The sequence below is a fragment of the Paenibacillus artemisiicola genome (assembly GCF_017652985.1).
In the GTDB taxonomy this organism is placed as follows: domain Bacteria; phylum Bacillota; class Bacilli; order Paenibacillales; family Paenibacillaceae; genus Paenibacillus_Z; species Paenibacillus_Z artemisiicola.
The window spans coordinates 19,877-37,102 of the sequence record NZ_JAGGDJ010000009.1 but is presented as its reverse complement, the minus strand read 5'-3'; the positions used below and the strand labels follow the sequence as shown (position 1 = coordinate 37,102).

18 protein-coding genes are annotated in these 17,226 nt (G+C 63.2%); 16 read left to right on the top strand and 2 right to left on the bottom strand.

The window, feature by feature from the left end; all coding sequences use genetic code 11:
• Positions 1-97: 97 nt before the first annotated feature.
• Positions 98-1,594 carry a DHA2 family efflux MFS transporter permease subunit gene (locus I8J29_RS14135; protein WP_420831122.1) on the bottom strand — a complete coding sequence of 499 codons (1,497 nt, stop codon included), beginning with the start codon at positions 1,592-1,594 and terminating at the stop codon, positions 98-100.
• 233 nt (positions 1,595-1,827) lie between these two features.
• On the opposite strand from I8J29_RS14135, the gene I8J29_RS14130 reads away from it, so the two are divergent.
• From I8J29_RS14130 to I8J29_RS14085, 10 genes are all read left to right on the top strand, one after another.
• Positions 1,828-2,421 (top strand): TetR/AcrR family transcriptional regulator, encoded by a 594-nt coding sequence (locus I8J29_RS14130; protein WP_208848221.1) that lies wholly within the window; start codon positions 1,828-1,830, stop codon positions 2,419-2,421.
• Between the two features lie 78 nt (positions 2,422-2,499).
• Positions 2,500-3,690 (top strand): GNAT family N-acetyltransferase, encoded by a 1,191-nt coding sequence (locus tag I8J29_RS14125; protein WP_208848220.1) that lies wholly within the window; start codon positions 2,500-2,502, stop codon positions 3,688-3,690.
• Positions 3,691-3,980: 290 nt separating this feature from the next.
• Entirely contained in the window at positions 3,981-4,577 is a 597-nt protein-coding gene (locus I8J29_RS14120) for a P-loop nucleotide/nucleoside kinase family protein (RefSeq protein WP_240546186.1), read from the top strand.
• Between the two features lie 153 nt (positions 4,578-4,730).
• On the top strand, positions 4,731-5,918 hold the full coding sequence (locus I8J29_RS14115; RefSeq protein WP_208848219.1) for a hypothetical protein: 1,188 nt from the start codon (positions 4,731-4,733) through the stop codon (positions 5,916-5,918).
• Between the two features lie 135 nt (positions 5,919-6,053).
• On the top strand, positions 6,054-6,554 hold the full coding sequence (locus tag I8J29_RS14110; RefSeq protein ID WP_208848218.1) for a hypothetical protein: 501 nt from the start codon (positions 6,054-6,056) through the stop codon (positions 6,552-6,554).
• Positions 6,551-7,132, top strand: a complete 582-nt coding sequence (locus I8J29_RS14105) for a hypothetical protein (protein ID WP_208848217.1) — start codon at positions 6,551-6,553, stop codon at positions 7,130-7,132. The genes I8J29_RS14110 and I8J29_RS14105 overlap by 4 nt, the downstream gene beginning before the upstream one ends.
• 39 nt (positions 7,133-7,171) lie before the next feature.
• Positions 7,172-8,170, top strand: a complete 999-nt coding sequence (locus tag I8J29_RS14100) for a phosphotransferase enzyme family protein (RefSeq protein WP_208848216.1) — start codon at positions 7,172-7,174, stop codon at positions 8,168-8,170.
• 142 nt (positions 8,171-8,312) lie between these two features.
• Positions 8,313-8,888: a class I SAM-dependent methyltransferase gene (locus tag I8J29_RS14095; RefSeq protein ID WP_208848215.1), complete on the top strand. Its 576-nt coding sequence runs from the start codon at positions 8,313-8,315 to the stop codon at positions 8,886-8,888.
• A 114-nt stretch (positions 8,889-9,002) separates the two neighbouring features.
• Positions 9,003-9,557, top strand: a complete 555-nt coding sequence (locus tag I8J29_RS14090) for a GNAT family N-acetyltransferase (protein ID WP_240546185.1) — start codon at positions 9,003-9,005, stop codon at positions 9,555-9,557.
• A gap of 113 nt (positions 9,558-9,670) precedes the next feature.
• Positions 9,671-9,853: a DUF6954 family protein gene (locus tag I8J29_RS14085; protein WP_208848214.1), complete on the top strand. Its 183-nt coding sequence runs from the start codon at positions 9,671-9,673 to the stop codon at positions 9,851-9,853.
• Positions 9,854-9,999: 146 nt separating this feature from the next.
• Here the strand turns inward: I8J29_RS14085 and I8J29_RS14080 are convergent, their stop codons facing one another.
• On the bottom strand, positions 10,000-10,392 hold the full coding sequence (locus I8J29_RS14080; RefSeq protein WP_208848213.1) for a hypothetical protein: 393 nt from the start codon (positions 10,390-10,392) through the stop codon (positions 10,000-10,002).
• 509 nt (positions 10,393-10,901) lie between these two features.
• Here I8J29_RS14080 and I8J29_RS14075 point away from each other — a divergent pair.
• The 6 genes from I8J29_RS14075 to I8J29_RS14050 all read left to right on the top strand — a co-directional run bounded on the left by I8J29_RS14075 (position 10,902) and on the right by I8J29_RS14050 (position 17,208).
• A complete protein-coding gene (locus tag I8J29_RS14075; RefSeq protein ID WP_208848212.1) occupies positions 10,902-11,768 on the top strand; it encodes an SDR family oxidoreductase in 867 nt (288 codons plus the stop codon).
• A 384-nt stretch (positions 11,769-12,152) separates the two neighbouring features.
• On the top strand, positions 12,153-13,538 hold the full coding sequence (locus I8J29_RS14070) for an ABC transporter substrate-binding protein (protein WP_208848211.1): 1,386 nt from the start codon (positions 12,153-12,155) through the stop codon (positions 13,536-13,538).
• Positions 13,539-13,631: 93 nt separating this feature from the next.
• A complete protein-coding gene (locus I8J29_RS14065) occupies positions 13,632-14,531 on the top strand; it encodes a helix-turn-helix domain-containing protein (RefSeq protein WP_208848210.1) in 900 nt (299 codons plus the stop codon).
• Between the two features lie 60 nt (positions 14,532-14,591).
• On the top strand, positions 14,592-15,323 hold the full coding sequence (locus tag I8J29_RS14060) for a phytanoyl-CoA dioxygenase family protein (protein ID WP_208848209.1): 732 nt from the start codon (positions 14,592-14,594) through the stop codon (positions 15,321-15,323).
• A gap of 107 nt (positions 15,324-15,430) precedes the next feature.
• The gene (locus tag I8J29_RS14055) at positions 15,431-16,375 is read left to right on the top strand and encodes a carbohydrate ABC transporter permease (RefSeq protein WP_208848208.1); all 945 of its coding nucleotides are present in this window, start codon (positions 15,431-15,433) and stop codon (positions 16,373-16,375) included.
• Complete coding sequence (locus I8J29_RS14050) at positions 16,372-17,208, top strand: carbohydrate ABC transporter permease (protein ID WP_208848207.1); 837 nt, start codon at positions 16,372-16,374, stop codon at positions 17,206-17,208. The genes I8J29_RS14055 and I8J29_RS14050 overlap by 4 nt, the downstream gene beginning before the upstream one ends.
• Positions 17,209-17,226 lie beyond the last annotated feature (18 nt).

Sequence of the window (17,226 nt, the reverse complement as noted above, 5' to 3'; positions counted from 1 at the left end):
CGGGGAAAAGACGACAGGCAGCCGGCAAGTGTCCGGCTGCCTGTCTGCGCTGCGCGTTCAATCGGAGATCGGCGGTTGACCGGGGCTAGCGGGCGGTTTACGCTTCCGGCGCGATTTCCCGGGCCAGCGGCTGCGACTTCACGGGCTCCGTCTCGACCGCCTGCGCCGTGCGGCGGATGAAGAACGAGAGCAGCAGCGCGAGGACGCCGATGCCGATGATGACGACGTACGCGTCGTTGATCCCCTGGATGGACGCTTCCACGATCAGGTGCTCCTGGGAATCCTGCGTCCCGGCGGCCGCCATGTCGGTCAGATGCGCCTTGGTCCGGTCCGTCATGATCGTGACGAGCAGCGACGTGCCGACGGCGCCGGCCACCTGCCGGATCGTATTGGAAATCGCGGTGCCGTGGGCGTTAAGCCGGGACGGGAGCTGATTGAGACCCGCGGTTTGGATCGGCATGAGCAGCAGCGCCATGCCGATCCGCCGGCCCGTCGACATGAGCACCAGGTACGTATAGCCCGTCGAATCCGTCAAGTCGATGAAGCCGAGCGTGGTGACGATCGTGATGGCCATGCCGATGACGGCGAGCCATTTCGCCCCGAACCGGTCGAACAGCCTGCCGGCCACCGGCATCAGGAAGCCCATCACGAGCGCGCCCGGCAGCAGCAGCAGGCCCGACTCCAGCGCGGAGTAGCCGCGGGCGTTCTGCAGATACAGCGGCAGCAGCATCATATCGGCGTACATGACCATCGTGACCGCGATATTGATGACGGTCGTCAAGGAGAACATGTTGTACTTGAAGGCCCGGAGATCGAGCAGCGGCCGGCGCGAGGCGAGCTGCCGCCAAGCGAACAGCCCGATCGCGAGGACGCCGCCGGCGATCGAGCCGATGACCTCCGCGCTCGACCAGCCTTCGCTGCCGGCCCGGCTGAAGCCGTACAGCATGGCGCCGAAGCCGACGGTGGACAGCGCCACGCTGAGCACGTCGATCTTGGCCTGCACCGGCTCCGAGACGTTCCGCAAATAAACGTAGCCGCAGACGATGACGATCAAGGCCAGCGGGATCATACCGTAAAACATCGTTTCCCACGCGAAGTTTTCGAGGACGTACCCGGCCAGCGTCGGGCCGATCGCCGGCGCGAATATGATCGCGAAGCCGACCATCCCCATCGCCGCGCCGCGCTTCTCGGGCGGGAACAGCGTCAGAATGACGTTCATCAAGAGCGGCATGATGATGCCGGCGCCCGCCGCTTGGATCATCCGTCCCGTCAGCAGCGCCGGGAAGCTCGACGCGATCGCCGACACGATCGTGCCGGCCAGGAAGATCAGCATGGACGCCTGGAACAGCTGGCGCGTCGAGAACCGCTGCATGAAATAAGCCGTAATCGGCACGAGCACGCCGTTCACGAGCATGTACCCGGTCGTCAGCCATTGGGCCGTCGCCGCCGTAATGTTGAAATCCCCCATCAATTCCGGTACGGCGACGCTCATGACCGTTTGGTTCAAGGTCGCGAGGAAAGCGCCCAGAATCATGATGAATAAGATCGGACCTTTCTTAATTGCCCCGCCGTTCGTTTCGTTCGGCTTGCTCACAGCTACTCCATCCTTTCGTTTCTCTTTCTCCGTAGATTTAATTTACAACCTGTTGTATAGTCAACAATGCATAACGTAGATTATAGCCGGAACGGGGCGGATGACAAGCGACGATTCCGGGCGAAACCGTCGGTTAGTCGACACTCGGCGCCGAATCGTCGCGCACTGGCGGAATATACGACGGAAGCGGGCAAATTGTCGTTCGCGCCGGACAAGGAAAGAGGCGGAAACGGATGGAAAAGAAGGCGACGGATCCCCGCGTTCTCCGGACGCGCCAGCTCATTCGGGACGCGTTCATCGAGCTGCTCGAGGAGATGGACGTCGAGAAAATATCGGTCAACCGGATCGCGGAACGGGCGACGATCAACCGCGTGACGTTCTACCTGCACTACCGGGACATCCCGGACATGATGGAGCGGATGGCCGACGAGATGATCGAGGAATTCGAGGCTATCCTGCGCACGCCGCCCGCCGTCCCGGCATCCGCGGAAGCGGACTGGCCGATGCTGGTTCGGCTGCTGGAGCATATCGCCGGGCAGGCGAAGTTTTACAAGCTCGTGCTCGCCTCGAAGCGGACGCCGGTCTTCACGGACCGGCTGCTGAAGCTGCTCGGCCAGCTGGTGGCGGACAAGATCGAAAGCGGGGGCAGGGCCGCGTCGCTCGAGAAGGCCGGCATTCAGAAGGAGATCGCGATCTGGTACGGCTCGTCCGCGCTGATCGGCACGATCGTGTCCTGGCTGCGCAAGGACATCCCGTATACGCCGCAGTTTCTCGCCGGCCAGTTCACGCTGCTGCGGAAGCACGCGCGGCAATTCGATCGCCTGTAAGCGATTCCGGTCGGCGTGCAGGTCTTTCGGCGGGCGGCGGCGAAGTAAGTCGGTATTCTGCCCTAATGAGGTGATCGCATGAGCGAAATTCGCAAATTACGCCGGGAGGAGCTTCCGGAAAGCGTGACGCTGTCCGAGTTCGCGTTTCAGTACGAGCTCTCCGATGCGGAGAGAGAAGAGCAGGCCGGCAAGATGGATCCCGACCAGCACTGGGGCTTCTTCGAGGAAGGCCGGCTCGCGGCCAAGCTGCAGCTCTTGAATTTCCACACCTGGCTGAACGGACGCCGCTTCGCGATGGGCGGCATCGCCGGCGTGGCCACGTGGCCGGAATACCGGCGCAACGGCATGGTCGCGCGGCTGCTCGGGCAGACGCTGAAGACGATGCGGGAGCAGGGGCAGACGCTTTCGTTTCTCGCGCCGTTCAAGTTCGAATTCTATCGCAGGTACGGCTGGGAGACGTATGTCGACTACATGCGCTACGAGATTCCCGCCGACAAGCTGCCGAAGTTCGAGGCGCCGGCAGGGGGCACGGTCCGCCGCATCGCGTCCGACTGGGAGCGGCTGAACCCGCTGTACGTCGAATACGCGAAGCGCTACAACGGCATGCTGGAGCGGGACGAGGACTGGTGGACGAAGCGCCATTTCAAGTCCAAGAAGGGCACGGTCGCCGTCTATGCGAACGCGCAGGGCGAGCCGAGGGGCTATGTGCATTATCAAGTGAAAGAGCGGACGGCGACGATTCACGAGCTCGTCTTCCTGGACGAGGAAGCGAGACGGGGCTTGTGGAAATTCATCGCGGACCACGATTCGATGATCGCGAAGATCGTCGTCAAGGCGCCGAGCGACGACCAGCTGCCGTTCCTGCTGCACGATCCGACGATCAAGCAAGAGAAGCTCGCGTACTTCATGGCGCGCATCGTGGACGCGGAATCGTTCTTGGCCCAGTATGCCTACGCGCCGCGGCCGGACGCCGAACCGCTGCATCTGCGGATCACGGATCCGCATGCGGAGTGGAACCAGGGCATCTTCCGCCTGCAGTTCGGCGGCGGCGGGACGAGCGCGCAGGCCGCGCGGCTGTCCGGGCTGGAAGCGCCGGACGAAGAAGGCCTGCTGAGCTGCTCGATCCAGACGCTGGCGGCCCTCTTCCTCGGCTACCAGACCCCGGGCTTCATGGCCGGCATCGGCCGGCTCCAGGGGTCGCCGGAGCTGGTCGCGCGGCTGGAAGCGGCGCTCCCGCGGCGCACGACGTTCCTGCTGGATTTCTTCTGATTCATCCCTTTAGTGGCGGGCGTGCTTGCAACGTAGCATGGCCGGAAGCGGCCGGGAGCAACCGGGAGCAACCGGAAGCAAGCGGCAACCGCAGCTTATGAGAAACGAACGCAAGCCGAAAAGGCAGCCGTCCCCTGATTGCAGGGTTCGGCTGCCTTTTCGTTCGGCGTCCGGCATCGGCTAACGCCTCGCATCCGCCCGCCGCAACTTTGGCCGGGCAGAAGCGTCTAAGGTTGGCGATGGGCGGCATTTCCAATTCCGAATCATCCATCCGAAAGGGGCGCTGCCGGATGCCGATCGTATGCGGCGGATGCGGCGAATATGTAGAGACGAAGGTGAACCGGGACGAGCGGACGCGCGTCTGTCCCGAATGCGAATTCGCGGAGCCGATCCGCATGGTGCCGCTGTTTATCGTGACGGGCACGAGCGGGGCGGGCAAGACGACGGTCGCGAAGCATCTCCGCAAGGCGCTGCCGGACTGCGACGTCTTCGATACCGACGAGATGCACGCCGCGGACTGGGACCAAGCCCGGTCCAACTGGCTCAAGGTCGCGTTTCAGATCGGCCAGAGCGGGCGGCATACGGTGCTGTGCGGCACCCAGATGCCCGGGGACGTCGAGCGCTGCGACCATTACCGGTTCTTCCGGGAGGTGCATTACCTGAACCTGCATTGCGACGACGCGGCGCGGGAAGCCCGCCTGCGCGGACGTCCCGCGTGGCGAGGCACGACGGACGCGTTCGTCGAGGATCACAAGAACTTCGCGCGCTGGCTGCTCGACAACGGCGAGACCGCGTTCGATCCGCCCTTGGTGACGGTCGATACGACCGACCGGACGCCCGAGCAGGCGGCCGGTCTGATCCGGGACTGGGTTTTGGCGCGGATCTGATTCCGCGGATCCGCCATCAAGCCGGAGGGGACTCCGCTGCCGGACGGAAGGAAAGCGGCAACGGCCGGTTGCGGCCCTTAACGAATGACGGACGGGCGGCGAATAACCATAGGAATTCTTCCAGCGAAACGGAATGGAAAAGGAGCATCGCGCATGGGGACGTTTATTGCCAATATTCAAGTACTGGCGGAGGGAAGAAACCGTTCGGCGCTGCTGGACGAGCTTGAAACGGCAATCACCGATAAACTCATTAACGGCGTCTACGAGCTCGCGGACGATGCCGCTTCGGCGGACCGTTCGCTGCTGCTGCGGGCAGCGTCCGACCGATGGATTTCCGTCTACGACCAGAGGCTCGACGAGCAGGATGTCCATGCCATGGACGCCATCGGCACGGCCATATCGCGATTGGGGGTTCCGGCCGTCGGCTCCATCGTGCATGACAGCGACTGGCTCCTGATGCGGCTCTATCGGAACGGGGGAACCGCCGATACGATCGTCAACGATTTGGACGCCTTCAACGCGATGATGGAAGGGGGCCGCAAGCGGAAGCGGAACGGGCTGCCTTCGAGGTGGGCCGAGGTATGCGCGGCGGGCGTGGAGCCGGGACGATTGAAGGAGATTTGGGAGAGCGAGGAGCTGTTCGCGGAAGATGCGCTCGCCCGGGCGGCGGAGCTGTTGGCCATTCCCGCCGGCGCGGCGCTCCGGGGCCATGAGCCGGAGGCGGAGGTTCAACCGGGCGGCGCGGCCGATGCCGAGTCCAGAGTCCTCCGCTTTCGCAGCCTCGTAAGCCCGTCGGCGTTTATTGAAGCGCCGGACGGGCCGAAGCTGGCGTTTACGAGCCGGGAATCTTTCGTGACGGGAGACGCGGGCGGCGAGTTCAAGCTTTCGTTCGGCTTCCAAAGCCAAGGACAAGCGTTCACCGGACTGACCGTGCTCCTCTGGGGACCGGCGCTCGACGAGCGGCTGATCGCGGCGGGAGCGGGCATGCTCGAACGGAGATCGGTCCAATTCGATGAACGGGAGGCGTTCGCGGCCGAGCCGGAGCGGCTCGAGCTCGAGGCCGGCGGGGAGTCGATCATCGGATACCGGTATGCGTTTCCCGAACTCGAATTTCCCGATGGCGGGTTGTTGAGCTTGTACCCGGCCGACGCCGCGAAGCTGGGCGTTATGCGCGAATGGATGGCGCAGATGAACCAGCGCATGCATGCCTTCCGGATTATGTTGACCGGGGAGCGCGCCGGGAAGGCGGAACTCCATCTCGTGCTCGTTCCGCAAGACGATTTGGACCAACAGCAAGGAATGAGACTGCCGGTTTACGTCGGCGTCGAACCGGATGCCTGAACGGGGCGCATCTATTTGGGAACGGAGAGGCAGCCGGGAGCGGCTGTCTTTTTCGCGCGCCGCTTCCGGCACGCAACCTTTCCGGGCTCATCGCGTCTATTGTTTCAGGTAAAATAAGGAAGGCGGCGAAGCCGAATGAAGCGAACCCGGCGGGTCCTCGCGATCGTCCGAAGAACGCTCCTTGTCGTCCTGGCCTTGCTGCTGCTGCCGTATTATATCGAGCGGTGGACGCAGGAGCGCGGCCGCGGCATCAATGACCCGATGGAAGCGGTGCACGCCGACGGCGCATACATACGTATTTCCGTCGGAAAGCCGATGGCGATCGACGAGGACACATTCACCGTCGACGAGGTGTACGTCGATGACGAGCATATTCTGGTGACATACACGTACCGTTCGACAATCACGCGCAATAGCTGGTCGCTCCCGACGACCGCGTTCAAGCTCCGGCTGCCGGACGGCCGCGTGCTGGAGAATCATGAATCCGGCTCGAGCGGCTTTCCGGGAGGCCAGCGCGGCTACTTATGGTACGACGCGCCGATGACGCCGGCCACCCGCGCGACGCTGTTCTACGAGCTGTACGATCGGCGCGCCGGGCTGGACATCCCGCTAGCCGAAGGAGGCGCGGAGGCATGAGGAGACGCACGGCAATCGCGGCCGCCGAGTGGGCAGCCGTCCTGCTGCTCGCCTGGCTGTTCGTCCAGACGCTTCCCGTTTACACGGGCAGCCGCACGCCGGAGGAAGCGCACCGCCTCTCGGAGAAGAGCTTCCATTACGGGCCAACCGCGGTCGCGCGCAAGGTCGTGGCGCCCTTCGACAAGGATCAGGTCGTGTTCCTCGGGACGTACAAGACATGGTTTTCCGCGGATACCGTGAAGCGCCGACACGGCGGCTGGGTGCCGGGCGACGGCGTGGGCGGCGTCGAAATCGACCCTTCCAAACCGTTTACCTACAGCTGGAGCGGATCGGCGACGCACGATCGCTTGATGGCCTTCAAATTCTATGGCTACGTGTCCGACGACCGGATTGCGGCGGTCGAACTGGTCATGACCGAGAAGAAATCGGGCAACGTGGCTTCCATGCATTCGCCGATCGGCGAAGATCGGATGTTTTTGTTTCTATGGGAGGCCGACAACGGCAATAATGGCGAGTGGCAGTCCGTTCGCGGACTCGACGCAAGCGGGAAGCTCGTGTACGAGGCGAAGCTGAGGTAGCGTCCGCGGCGGCAAAGCAAGGAAAGGAGGGGCCAGCGGATGGGCGAAAACGAAAACGAGAGGCTGGCGCAGGAAATCGCCGGTGAGCTGAAGCGCCGATTCGGGCTAATCGCGCAGGAAGCCGTCACGATCGACAAGGGCTGGCTCAACGTCAAGTGGCGCATGACCACGGACCGAGGGCCGCTGTTCGTCAAATATTATCATCCGGAGCGCTATAAGCTGCACGCGAACCCGGAGCGGCGCAAGGGGATCGAACGGAACCTCCGGATTCAGCACGGGCTGAGCGTCGCGGGCATTCCGTGCCCGGGCGTCTATGCGCACGAGGGGCAATGCTTGCAGGAAACGCCTTCCGGCTTGCATTTCGCCGCGCTCGATTGGGTGGAGGGGCAAACGGCCGAAGCGGGGGGCATGAATGCCGCGCAGCTGTCCGCGCTCGGCGCGGCGGTCGGCCGCATGCACCGCCGGCTGAACGCCGGCGCACCGGCGGCCGTGCCCGTCTGGACGCCCGACAAAGCGGCGTACCGGCGGGAATGGCAGCGGAATTGGGACGCGGCGGAGGCGGCGGGGGACGGGACGGTGTTGTCCTGGCTGGAGCGATCGCGGACGATCGTGGACGCGCTGGATTTCGGGCTGTTCGCGCCGAGCCGGACAGGCTGGCTGCACTGGGATCTGTGGGTCGACAACCTGATGCTGCATGCGCGCGGCGTAGCCGGCATCGTGGATTTCGACCGGATGGACGTCGCCTATCCCGAGATCGACGTCGCCCGCGCGCTCCTGTCGGGCGCGCTGCGGGACGGCCGGATCCGCGAGGAGGAAGCCCGGGCTTTCCTGGACGGGTACCGCGCGCACGCGGAAGCGCCGCGCGGGATGCTCAGCCGCGCGATGCGCCTGCTGTACGTGATCGAATCCGGCTGGTGGCTTCGCACGGAGGTGCGCCGCGACGGCGAGCTGCGCGGGCTGCTGGCCCGCTTCGTCGAGGAGATGCACTGGCTCGAGGCGAATTGGGATACGCTCGCCGATCAATTGGACCCGCTCTGACCGGACTGCTGCCGCGCCATACGCACCGGCTTGCCGGAGCGGCGCGGCAAAAGTCATGACAGTCGGCTGCGCATCTGCCCGCGCCGGATCCCGGACATGCTCATACACTGGTAACAGAGTTCGAGCAAAGGAGGCGAAGCCAGTGGCCTACGTAACGGATAATCGCAATTTTTTGGCGCTGCTGACCGAGCGGCTGACCGAGACGGAGAGCTTGCTCGATGTCGGCAGCGGACCTTGTTTGATCCTGGACGATCTGCCGTACGCGCATATCGTCGCCATGGATGTGCACCGGCCGTATTTGCTGAACCGCGCGACGACGTCCGGTCATATTTTGCCGCTCAACGCGGATGCGCGGCTGATGGAGCAATTCTTTATTCCGAAGACGTTTTCCGCGGTGTCCTTCATGGATTCGATCGAGCATTTCGGCAAGCACGACGCGCTCAAGATGCTCCGCGACGCCGAGCTGATCGCGAAGAAGCAGGTCATCGTGTTCACGCCGCGCGGCTTTTTCCCGCAGGCCAACGTGGACCATTACGGGCTGAACGGCGAAGAATTCCAAACGCACCGCAGCGGCTGGGAGCCGGAAGAATTCGAGGAGCTCGGGTTCGACGTCGTCGTGATGAAGGGACAGCATGACCGGCGCAACCCGGTATTCGTCCGATCGTTCGGCGAGGACCACCCGCCCGTGGACGCGCTGCTTGCCATCAAGAACGTGTGAGCCCCGTCGTTTGTTTGCGAAGGGTTTGCCCGCCGCCAGGCTGCCGGTCGCCGGCAGCCTGCCTTGGCGGGAGTCCGAATGTTGAGAGGGAGAGGATCTAGGCGACGGACAATCATGCGCCGATCGAAGGAGGGGAGAACCATCGTAGCCGGACTTCTGATCAAGCCCATGCAGAGCGGAGACGCGGCATCGGTCTACGAAGCCTTGAACGAGCACGGGATCGGCAAGCCCTTGGACTACATAGAGCGGTGTTGGCAGGAGCAAGATCCTGGGAGAAGAACGACGCTGATTGCCTGGCATGAAGAACGGTTTGCCGGTTGGCTGCACTTGCTGCAGACCTCCGTATATCCTCCTTTCGCCGAACAAGGGATACCGGAAATCAACAATTTCGACGTGGTGCCGGCAAGACGGCGGCTCGGCATCGGGAACGCGCTGATGGACGCGATCGAAGCGCGCGCGTTCGAAAGGTCGGCTAAAGTCGGCATCGGCGTTGGCCTCTATCATGCCTACGGAAACGCGCAGCGGCTGTACGCGAAACGCGGCTATATTCCGGACGGAAGGGGCATCGCCGATCACGGGGTACCCGTGGAACCGGAGACGACCGTATACGTCGGACACGAATTGGCCTTGTGGCTGATTAAGGAAAGGCCGGCCGGAAGCGCAACTTGAGCCGGGCGCATGCGCCTCTAGACGAGCGCCGCGCAGAAGCCGGGCCGGTCGAAGACGGGCGGACGCATCCGCGATCGCACGAAGCGACTCCGCCGCGAACGGGAGGTGTTGCCATGAAAACGGTACTGGGTATCGTCCTCTTCTTATTGTTCGCCGTCGTGACGTTCTTCGGCCTCGGGCCGGTTCTGTTCGCCGACGGGAGCCGGCACGAGCGGCTGCTGACCCTCGGCTCGGTCGTAGCCGCTTATGCGCTGCTCGCCATTGCCGCGTACGGGGTATTTCGCCGGAAGCGATAAGGCGCGGCCGCTGGAATGCCGACGGCTTCGTCCGAAGCGTCCATGCGGCGCGCTTTGGCAGGCGCGCAAAGAGGCAGCCGATGGTTAGGCTGCCTCCGAAGACGGGAACCGAGGACGGTTCTTCATGATGCGAAAGGCTGCGGATTTTAGAGAATGGCGGGGCCGGAAATCGTCATGCATTCCCGGTTTCCGACGACCAACGAACCCGCTCCTTCGCCGGTCACCAGCACTTGAAACACCAGATGCTCCGCGGGCAAGTCTTCTTGCCGGGCGCCGATCGGGAGGATCAGCGGCGTCGTGGCCGAGCTTTCCGCGATGTCGATAATGACGCCGTCCACCATCAGCACGTAGCTGAACGTGACGGGCCCGTCGGTCGAGAACGCTTGCAGCTCGATCTTGCCTTGGGCAAACAAGAGGCTTGTCTCGCTTTCGATCAAATGGCCCCATTCCAGCACGACGAAGGGGTCTTCCCCGAGCGGGATCGTCACCTCGTCGGAGCTGCTGGCGCCTTGCATATTGGTCGGGACGAACAGTGGCATCGTATTCCTCCTTCCGCGACGAATTGAATAGCCGAAGCGGCCGGACGCGAATCCGGCGCGCGGGCGACCCTTGTAACAGGATATGACCCGGCGGTCCAAATGCTTGGATACCTATCAGGGCTTGGCAAATCGGGCCGGCGCGGAAGCGGCTGCGAGGAAGAAAGCGCGGGTGGTCCATGTTACCGAAACAAAGCCATGCGACGAGACGTCGGAGCGGCGGACGCGGCGGTTCCCGGAGGAGAGCCGGCAAGGGGAGGAGAGGCGGGCCTGGTAAAAGGACTGCTTCCCCGAGATAAAGAGGAAGCAATGCCATGCAATCAGCAGCGCCTTGAAGACGGCCGATCCGGAATCGGCCGTCTTTTTGTCGTCCTTGCACCCCTGCCGGCAACGAAGAGGCGGATTGAAGCTGGCGACCGAATGGGGATTGACAGCCGAATCAAGTTGTAACTATAATGGTTACAACGAGCGGCCTACATAAGGTCAAATCATTCGTTTGGAGGGTATCATCGATGAAACTATTGGTTACCGGCGCCGCCGGCATGCTGGGCGCGAAAGTCGTGGAGACGCTGCTTCAAACCGTTCCGGCGGCGAACGTGGCCGTCAGCGTGCGGAATCCGGAGAAGGCGGAAGGACTCCGCGCGCGCGGCGTCGACGTCCGGCAGGGCGATTTCGACCGTCCGGAGACGCTGGACGCGGCGTTCGCGGGCATCGACCGCATCCTGATCATTTCCGCCGACGGGGACAACGAAACGCGGATCCGCCAGCATATGAACGCGGTCGAAGCGGCCGCCCGCGCGGGCGTGAAGTTCATCGCCTATACCAGCCTGGCGAACGCGCGCGACAGCGCGCTCTTCCTCGCGCCGCCTCATCAAGCGGCGGAGAAGGCAATTCTCGCGACCGGCATTCCGTACGCGATCCTTCGCAACAACTGGTACCTCGAGAACGAACTCGGCAGCATTCGAGCCGCGATGGCGGGCGTGCCGTGGCTGACGGCCGCGGGTTCCGGCAAGACCGGGTGGGCGGCGCGGCAGGATTACGCCGAAGCGGCGGCGGCCGTCTTGACGGGCGAAGGGCACGAGAACGCGATCTACGAATTATCCGGCCCGCTCCTGACCCAGGATGAGCTGGCGTCCGCCGTCGGCGCGGCCTTGGGCAAGGACGTGCCCGTCGCGCACGTCGACGATGCCGCCTACGGCGCCGCGATGCGGGACGCCGGCGTGCCGGACTTCGTCGTGCCGATTCTCGTCGAGATCCAGCGGGGCATCCGGGAAGGACTGCTGGAGATCGCGGACAGCGACTTCGAGAAGGTGCTCGGCCGGCCGGTCACGCCGATCGATCAAGCGCTGCGCCGATTGATCGGCGAACTGAACGCCTAAGGCAGCGCCGGCGTTCCCGAGAACCGGCGGCGCCGCTTGCGCATCCGGAGCTTGAGCTGGGATCGGCGGCTCCGCGGCGAACGGAACGAAGCCCCTCGCAGCGGCGGAGCTTCAACTAGCAAGCTTGAATCCGCCGCGCCGCCCGCCTATCCAGGCGGCAAGCACGCCTATGTTCGCCAGACAAAACGAAACGTTCGCGCCCGCGAACGTTTTTTCGTTTTTAAAGACGAAGATCAATATAGTACAAGATTTCACCGGGCGTTCCGCTATAATTAGGATCATGAAAACGCTTTAACGGCAGCCGCCCGCGCGTTGTCGAAACGTTTTCGCAACTTGTCAATTCTTGAATCGGGATACCTTGCTACAGAAAAGGGAGGATTCATTATGAGAAAACGGGCAGGCCTCACTCTCGCGGTCGCGCTGGCCGCTGGCGTCCTCGCCGGCTGCTCCGGCGGTTCGAACGGCGCCGGCGATTCCAATGGCACGAACGGCGCGAACGATGCCGGCGGCTCCAACGCCGCGGACGCGGGGAGCGGGAACAAGCCGTCGGGCAAGACGACGACGATCGACTTCTGGCAGCTCGACGGCACGGGCACGCAGGACTTCTACGTGACGCTGATCAAGCAGTTCGAGCAGGCGCACCCGGACATCAAGGTCAAAATGGCGAACATTCCGGAGGACGGCTTCTTCGAGAAGCTGAACGCGGCGTTCGCGGCGGGCAAGGGGCCCGACATGTGGGGCGGCTGGTACTCCCCGGACGAATTCGAACGCGGCTACATCGCGCCGCTCGACGAATTCATCGCCCGCGACGACTACGACATGAACAAGTATTTCCAGCCCGCGACGGCGCTCCGCCTGAAGGGGACGGACGGCCATTATTACGGGCTGCCCCGGGACATGTCCAACGCGGTCATCTACTACAACAAGGACCTGTTCGACAAATACGGCGTGCCGTACCCGACGCCGGATTGGACGCTCGACGATTTCCGCGACGCGGCCAAAAAAATCACGCACGCGGACGAGGGCATCTACGGCACCGACCTGTTCGCGAGCGATTTCAACGCCATTACCGGCAATCCGATCATCTGGAACATGGGCAGCGACGTCGCGAGCGACGACGGGAAGAAGGTCAAGGGCTTCGTCGATTCCCCGCAGATGATCAAGCTGTTCCAATACGCGCAGACGCTGTCCAAGGAAGGGGTGAGCGCGCCGTCGTCGGTCATGCAGACCGCGGGCGACCAAGGGCCGTTCTCCGCCGGCAAGATCGGCATGTCGCTCGGCTTCCTGTGGGGCTACAACGACATCAAGAAGGCGAGCTTCAAGGCCGGCGCCGTCGGCTTTCCGAAGGAAGAGGGAAGCACGGGCAATTTCGCTTGGACCGAAGAGGTCAGCTGGTACATGAACAACAAGAGCGAGAAGAAAGACGCGACCTGGGCGTTCATGAAGTACTTGTCGAGCCCGGAGGTCGGCAAGCAGGCGATCGACACCCGGTTCATGTGGGGGCCGCCGATGCCGAGCGTCTGGGAGGAGAAGGGCTTGGAGCAGGACGAACTGCTCAAGGTGTTCCTCGAGCAGGCGAAGCTGCCGACCAAGGCGCCGTCCTACGACCGCAACCGGACCTGGAACGAAGTCGCGTCGATGTTCAGCCAGGCGTACACGGACGTCGTCAACCCGGTGGACGGCAAATCTTACAAGGATCCGGCGGAGGTGCTGCCGAAAACGGCGGACGAGATGCAGGCCAAAATCGACGAGCTGCTCGCCGGGCAGTAAGCTCCGCCAAGCTTGTCGTAACGTTTTCGCCGCCCTCGGCGCCCGGAAGCCGGCGCCAGGACGGTTTCTTACACGAACCGGGGATGTGATCGCGTGGAGAAGCTGCTGGAGAACGACCTTCTGGATAAGGAAACCGAAATTCATTACGCCTATCACAAATCGATCAAATCGATCACGGCCATGCACGACCACGATTTCTACGAAATCTTCCTCATCACGAAGGGCTCCGTGCTGCATCTGATCAACGGCCGGAAGGAGCTGCTCGAAGCGGGGACGCTGTGCTTCATCCGGCCGTCGGACGCGCATTGCTACGCCGGGGACGGCAACCGGCCGGTCGAGCTGCTGAACCTCGCGTTCTCCTCACGCATGGCCGAGGCGATGTTCGCGTACGTGGGCGACGGCGTGGAAGCGGAGCGGCTGCTCGGCGATCCGATGCCGCCGGTCAGGCAGGTCGGCGCGTACCAGACGGAGCTTATCAAGGATAAGCTCCACGAGATCACGGTACTGCCGGGCATGCGGAAGCGGCAGATCCGCGCGGAGATCCGCGTGCTCACCGCGGATATCTTCATGAGCTGCTTCTCCGGCCGGCCGGACGCCGCGCCGTCCGCCGCCGTGCCCGAATGGCTGGTCGACCTCGCGAACGAGATGCGCGTGAAGGAGAACTTCGCCGAAGGGCTGCCGCGGCTCTACGAGCTTTCGGGCAAGAGCCCGGAGCATCTGACCCGCGTGATCAAGAAGCGCTTCGGCAAAACGCCGACGGAGTGGATCCATGACATTCGGCTGCAATACGCGGCCAATCTGCTCGCGCAAACCGACGAGGCGATCGTCTCGGTGTGCATGGAGGCGGGCTACGAGAATTTAAGCCATTTCTATCACCTGTTCAAGGAGCGCTTCGACTGCACGCCGGCGAAATACCGCAAGCGCAACCGCAAAGAGGCGATCCCGTCCTCGAAGCAGGCGTATCCGCATAGAACCAACATCCGTACCGTCTAGGCCAAGCCGTCAAAACGATTTTACAACCGCTTTCAAACACATGAGGGGAGAGGGAACGCAATGGCCCACTTAACGGCGGAGGACGTCGCGTTTTATCGCGAACAAGGGTATCACCTGTACAAACGGCCGGTGTTCGGCGCGGAGAAGCTGGCGAAGCTGGCTTCGATCTTCGAGGAGCAGCTGGCGGAGAAAGGCGACAAGCTGTCCGACGAGCTCGACACGCCGCATTTCCGCGATCCGCGCCTGCTGGAATTCCTGCTGGCGGACGAGGTGCTCGACCTGGTCGAGCCGCTGATCGGCCCGGACATCATCCTATGGTCCAGCCACTTCATCTGCAAAGACCCGTACAAGGGCCGCCAGACGCCGTGGCACGAGGATTCCGCCTACTGGAACGGCCGCTTCGACAAGTACGACAACATCGTCACCGTCTGGCTCGCCATCGACCGCAGCACCAAGGAGAACGGCTGCATGCGGGTTCTTCCGGGCACGCACCATAACGGCTTCTCCGAGTACGAATCCGTCGACATGGCGGTGAACACGTTCCACGCGACGATCAAGAACATCGACGAATCGCGGGCCGTCTACTTCGAGCTCGAGCCGGGCGAATGCTCGCTGCACGATTCCCGCATCATCCACGGCGCGACGGCCAATGCGAGCCCGTACCGGCGCTGCGGCTACACGATGCGGTTCCTCTCGGCCGACACGAAGGTCGTGCCGGAGAAGAACGAGAACTGGCAGATCTTCCTGGCGCGAGGGCGGGACCGCGCCGGCAATGCGTACGTGAACGCCTAACAGGGGATCGCGCCCGCGAGGGCGGCGGAAGGACGGCGCGTCCTTCCCTTCGGCGCGTCCGCTTGCGCAAACGTTTTGACAAACTCTGAAGGAACGGGGGACCGGTCATGGCCAAAACGATTTTGAGCAGGGCCGAACGCAGGGAAGAACGGCTCGGTTATGCGTTCATCTCGCCCTGGCTGATCGGGTTCGCGGCGTTCGCGGCGTTTCCGATCGTCGCGTCGCTGCTCATCAGCTTCATGAAATGGGACATCTACCAGTCGCCGTCCTGGGTCGGCTGGGACAACTTCAACCATCTGTTCCGCGACAAGCTGTTCTACAAGTCGATGCGCGTAACGCTCGTCTACAGCTCGTTCGCGATTCCGCTCGGGCTCGTCTTCGGGCTCGCGCTGTCGCTGCTGCTGAACCTGAACATCCGGGGCATCAACGCGTACCGCACGCTGTTCTACCTGCCCTCCGTCATCTCGGGCGTCGCGATCGCCATGGTGTGGAAATGGATTTTCAACAGCGATTACGGCTTGCTGAACTACTTCCTGTCGCTCGTCGGCATTCACGGGCCGAAGTGGCTGGAGGATCCGAACTGGATTTTGACGACGTACGTCATCATGAGCCTTTGGGGCATCGGCGGCGGCGCCATCATCTTCCTCGGCGGGCTGCAGAACATTCCGGGCCATCTGTACGAAGCGGCCAAGATCGACGGCGCGCGCGTGCTGCAGCGCTTCTCCAGGATCACGCTGCCCCTGCTCACGCCGACGCTGTTCTTCCAGCTGCTCATGGGCATCATCGGCTCGTTCCAGGTGTTCACGTCCGCGTTCATCATGAACGGCCGTGCCGGCAGCGCGAGCGGCGGCGGCCCGAACAACGAAGGGCTGTTCTACATGCTGTACCTGTACCAGAAGGCGTTCAAGACGTTCGACATGGGCTACGCCGCCGCGATGGCCTGGGTCGGGGGCCTCATCTCGTTCGTGCTCGCGATCATCGTGTACAAATCCCAGAGCCGCTGGGTGTTCTACGACGCCGACGACGGCAGCGGAAAGGGGAAACCGGCATGACCTACCGCATTCGCAAATTGGCGGGATCGACCGTCTCGCATCTCGTGCTGGCGGCCTTGTCGGCCGCGTGCCTCGTGCCGTTCCTGTGGATGATCTCCACCTCGCTGAAGACGAAGGCGGGCATGTGGGAATTTCCGCCCCGCTGGATTCCGTCGCCGCCGCTCTGGCACAACTACCAGGACGCGTTCACGCTGGCGCCGTTCGGCACCTACGTCGCGAACACGCTGACGCTCGAGGCGCTGACGATCGCGGGCCAGGTCATCTCCTGCACGCTCATCGCCTACGGCTTCTCCCGGTTCCGGTTCCGCGGCCGCGACGCGCTGTTCTTCCTCATGCTGGCGACGATGCTCATTCCCGAGCAGGTGACGATGATCCCGACGTTCCTGTTCTACAGCAAGCTGAACTGGATCGATACGTACCTGCCGCTGGTCGTGCCGGCCTTCTTCGGCAACGCGTTCTACGTGTTCCTGATGCGGCAGTTTCTGCTGACCATCCCGAAGGATCTCGACGAGGCGGCCAAAATCGACGGCGCGAACGAGCTGCAGATCCTGTGGCGGGTGCTTGTCCCGATCCTGCGGCCGTCGCTGACCATCATCGTCGTCTACACGTTCACCGGCGTCTACAACGATTTCCTGTCGCCGCTCATCTACCTGAACTCGCCGGAGAAGTTCACGCTGGCCATCGGGCTCGCCAACTTCGTCTCGTCCCGGTCGACCGAATGGAACCTGCTGATGGCCGCGTCCACGGTCATACTCATCCCGCTGCTCGTGATCTACTACGTGGCGCAGAAGAACCTGATCGGCGGCATCGCGAGCCTCGGCATCAAAGGCTAAAGGCAAAGGAGGGGATGA

What these genes read in the sequence shown, in the direction of transcription:
- I8J29_RS14130 (WP_208848221.1), top strand. Translation starts at nt 1,828, where the DNA reads ATGGAAAAGAAGGCGACGGATCCCCGCGTTCTCCGGACGCGCCAGCTC.
- I8J29_RS14125 (WP_208848220.1), top strand. Translation starts at nt 2,500, where the DNA reads ATGAGCGAAATTCGCAAATTACGCCGGGAGGAGCTTCCGGAAAGCGTG.
- I8J29_RS14120 (WP_240546186.1), top strand. Translation starts at nt 3,981, where the DNA reads ATGCCGATCGTATGCGGCGGATGCGGCGAATATGTAGAGACGAAGGTG.
- I8J29_RS14115 (WP_208848219.1), top strand. Translation starts at nt 4,731, where the DNA reads ATGGGGACGTTTATTGCCAATATTCAAGTACTGGCGGAGGGAAGAAAC.
- I8J29_RS14110 (WP_208848218.1), top strand. Translation starts at nt 6,054, where the DNA reads ATGAAGCGAACCCGGCGGGTCCTCGCGATCGTCCGAAGAACGCTCCTT.
- I8J29_RS14105 (WP_208848217.1), top strand. Translation starts at nt 6,551, where the DNA reads ATGAGGAGACGCACGGCAATCGCGGCCGCCGAGTGGGCAGCCGTCCTG.
- I8J29_RS14100 (WP_208848216.1), top strand. Translation starts at nt 7,172, where the DNA reads ATGGGCGAAAACGAAAACGAGAGGCTGGCGCAGGAAATCGCCGGTGAG.
- I8J29_RS14090 (WP_240546185.1), top strand. Translation starts at nt 9,003, where the DNA reads ATGCGCCGATCGAAGGAGGGGAGAACCATCGTAGCCGGACTTCTGATC.
- I8J29_RS14085 (WP_208848214.1), top strand. Translation starts at nt 9,671, where the DNA reads ATGAAAACGGTACTGGGTATCGTCCTCTTCTTATTGTTCGCCGTCGTG.
- I8J29_RS14080 (WP_208848213.1), bottom strand. Translation starts at nt 10,392, where the DNA reads ATGCCACTGTTCGTCCCGACCAATATGCAAGGCGCCAGCAGCTCCGAC.
- I8J29_RS14075 (WP_208848212.1), top strand. Translation starts at nt 10,902, where the DNA reads ATGAAACTATTGGTTACCGGCGCCGCCGGCATGCTGGGCGCGAAAGTC.
- I8J29_RS14070 (WP_208848211.1), top strand. Translation starts at nt 12,153, where the DNA reads ATGAGAAAACGGGCAGGCCTCACTCTCGCGGTCGCGCTGGCCGCTGGC.
- I8J29_RS14060 (WP_208848209.1), top strand. Translation starts at nt 14,592, where the DNA reads ATGGCCCACTTAACGGCGGAGGACGTCGCGTTTTATCGCGAACAAGGG.
- I8J29_RS14055 (WP_208848208.1), top strand. Translation starts at nt 15,431, where the DNA reads ATGGCCAAAACGATTTTGAGCAGGGCCGAACGCAGGGAAGAACGGCTC.
- I8J29_RS14050 (WP_208848207.1), top strand. Translation starts at nt 16,372, where the DNA reads ATGACCTACCGCATTCGCAAATTGGCGGGATCGACCGTCTCGCATCTC.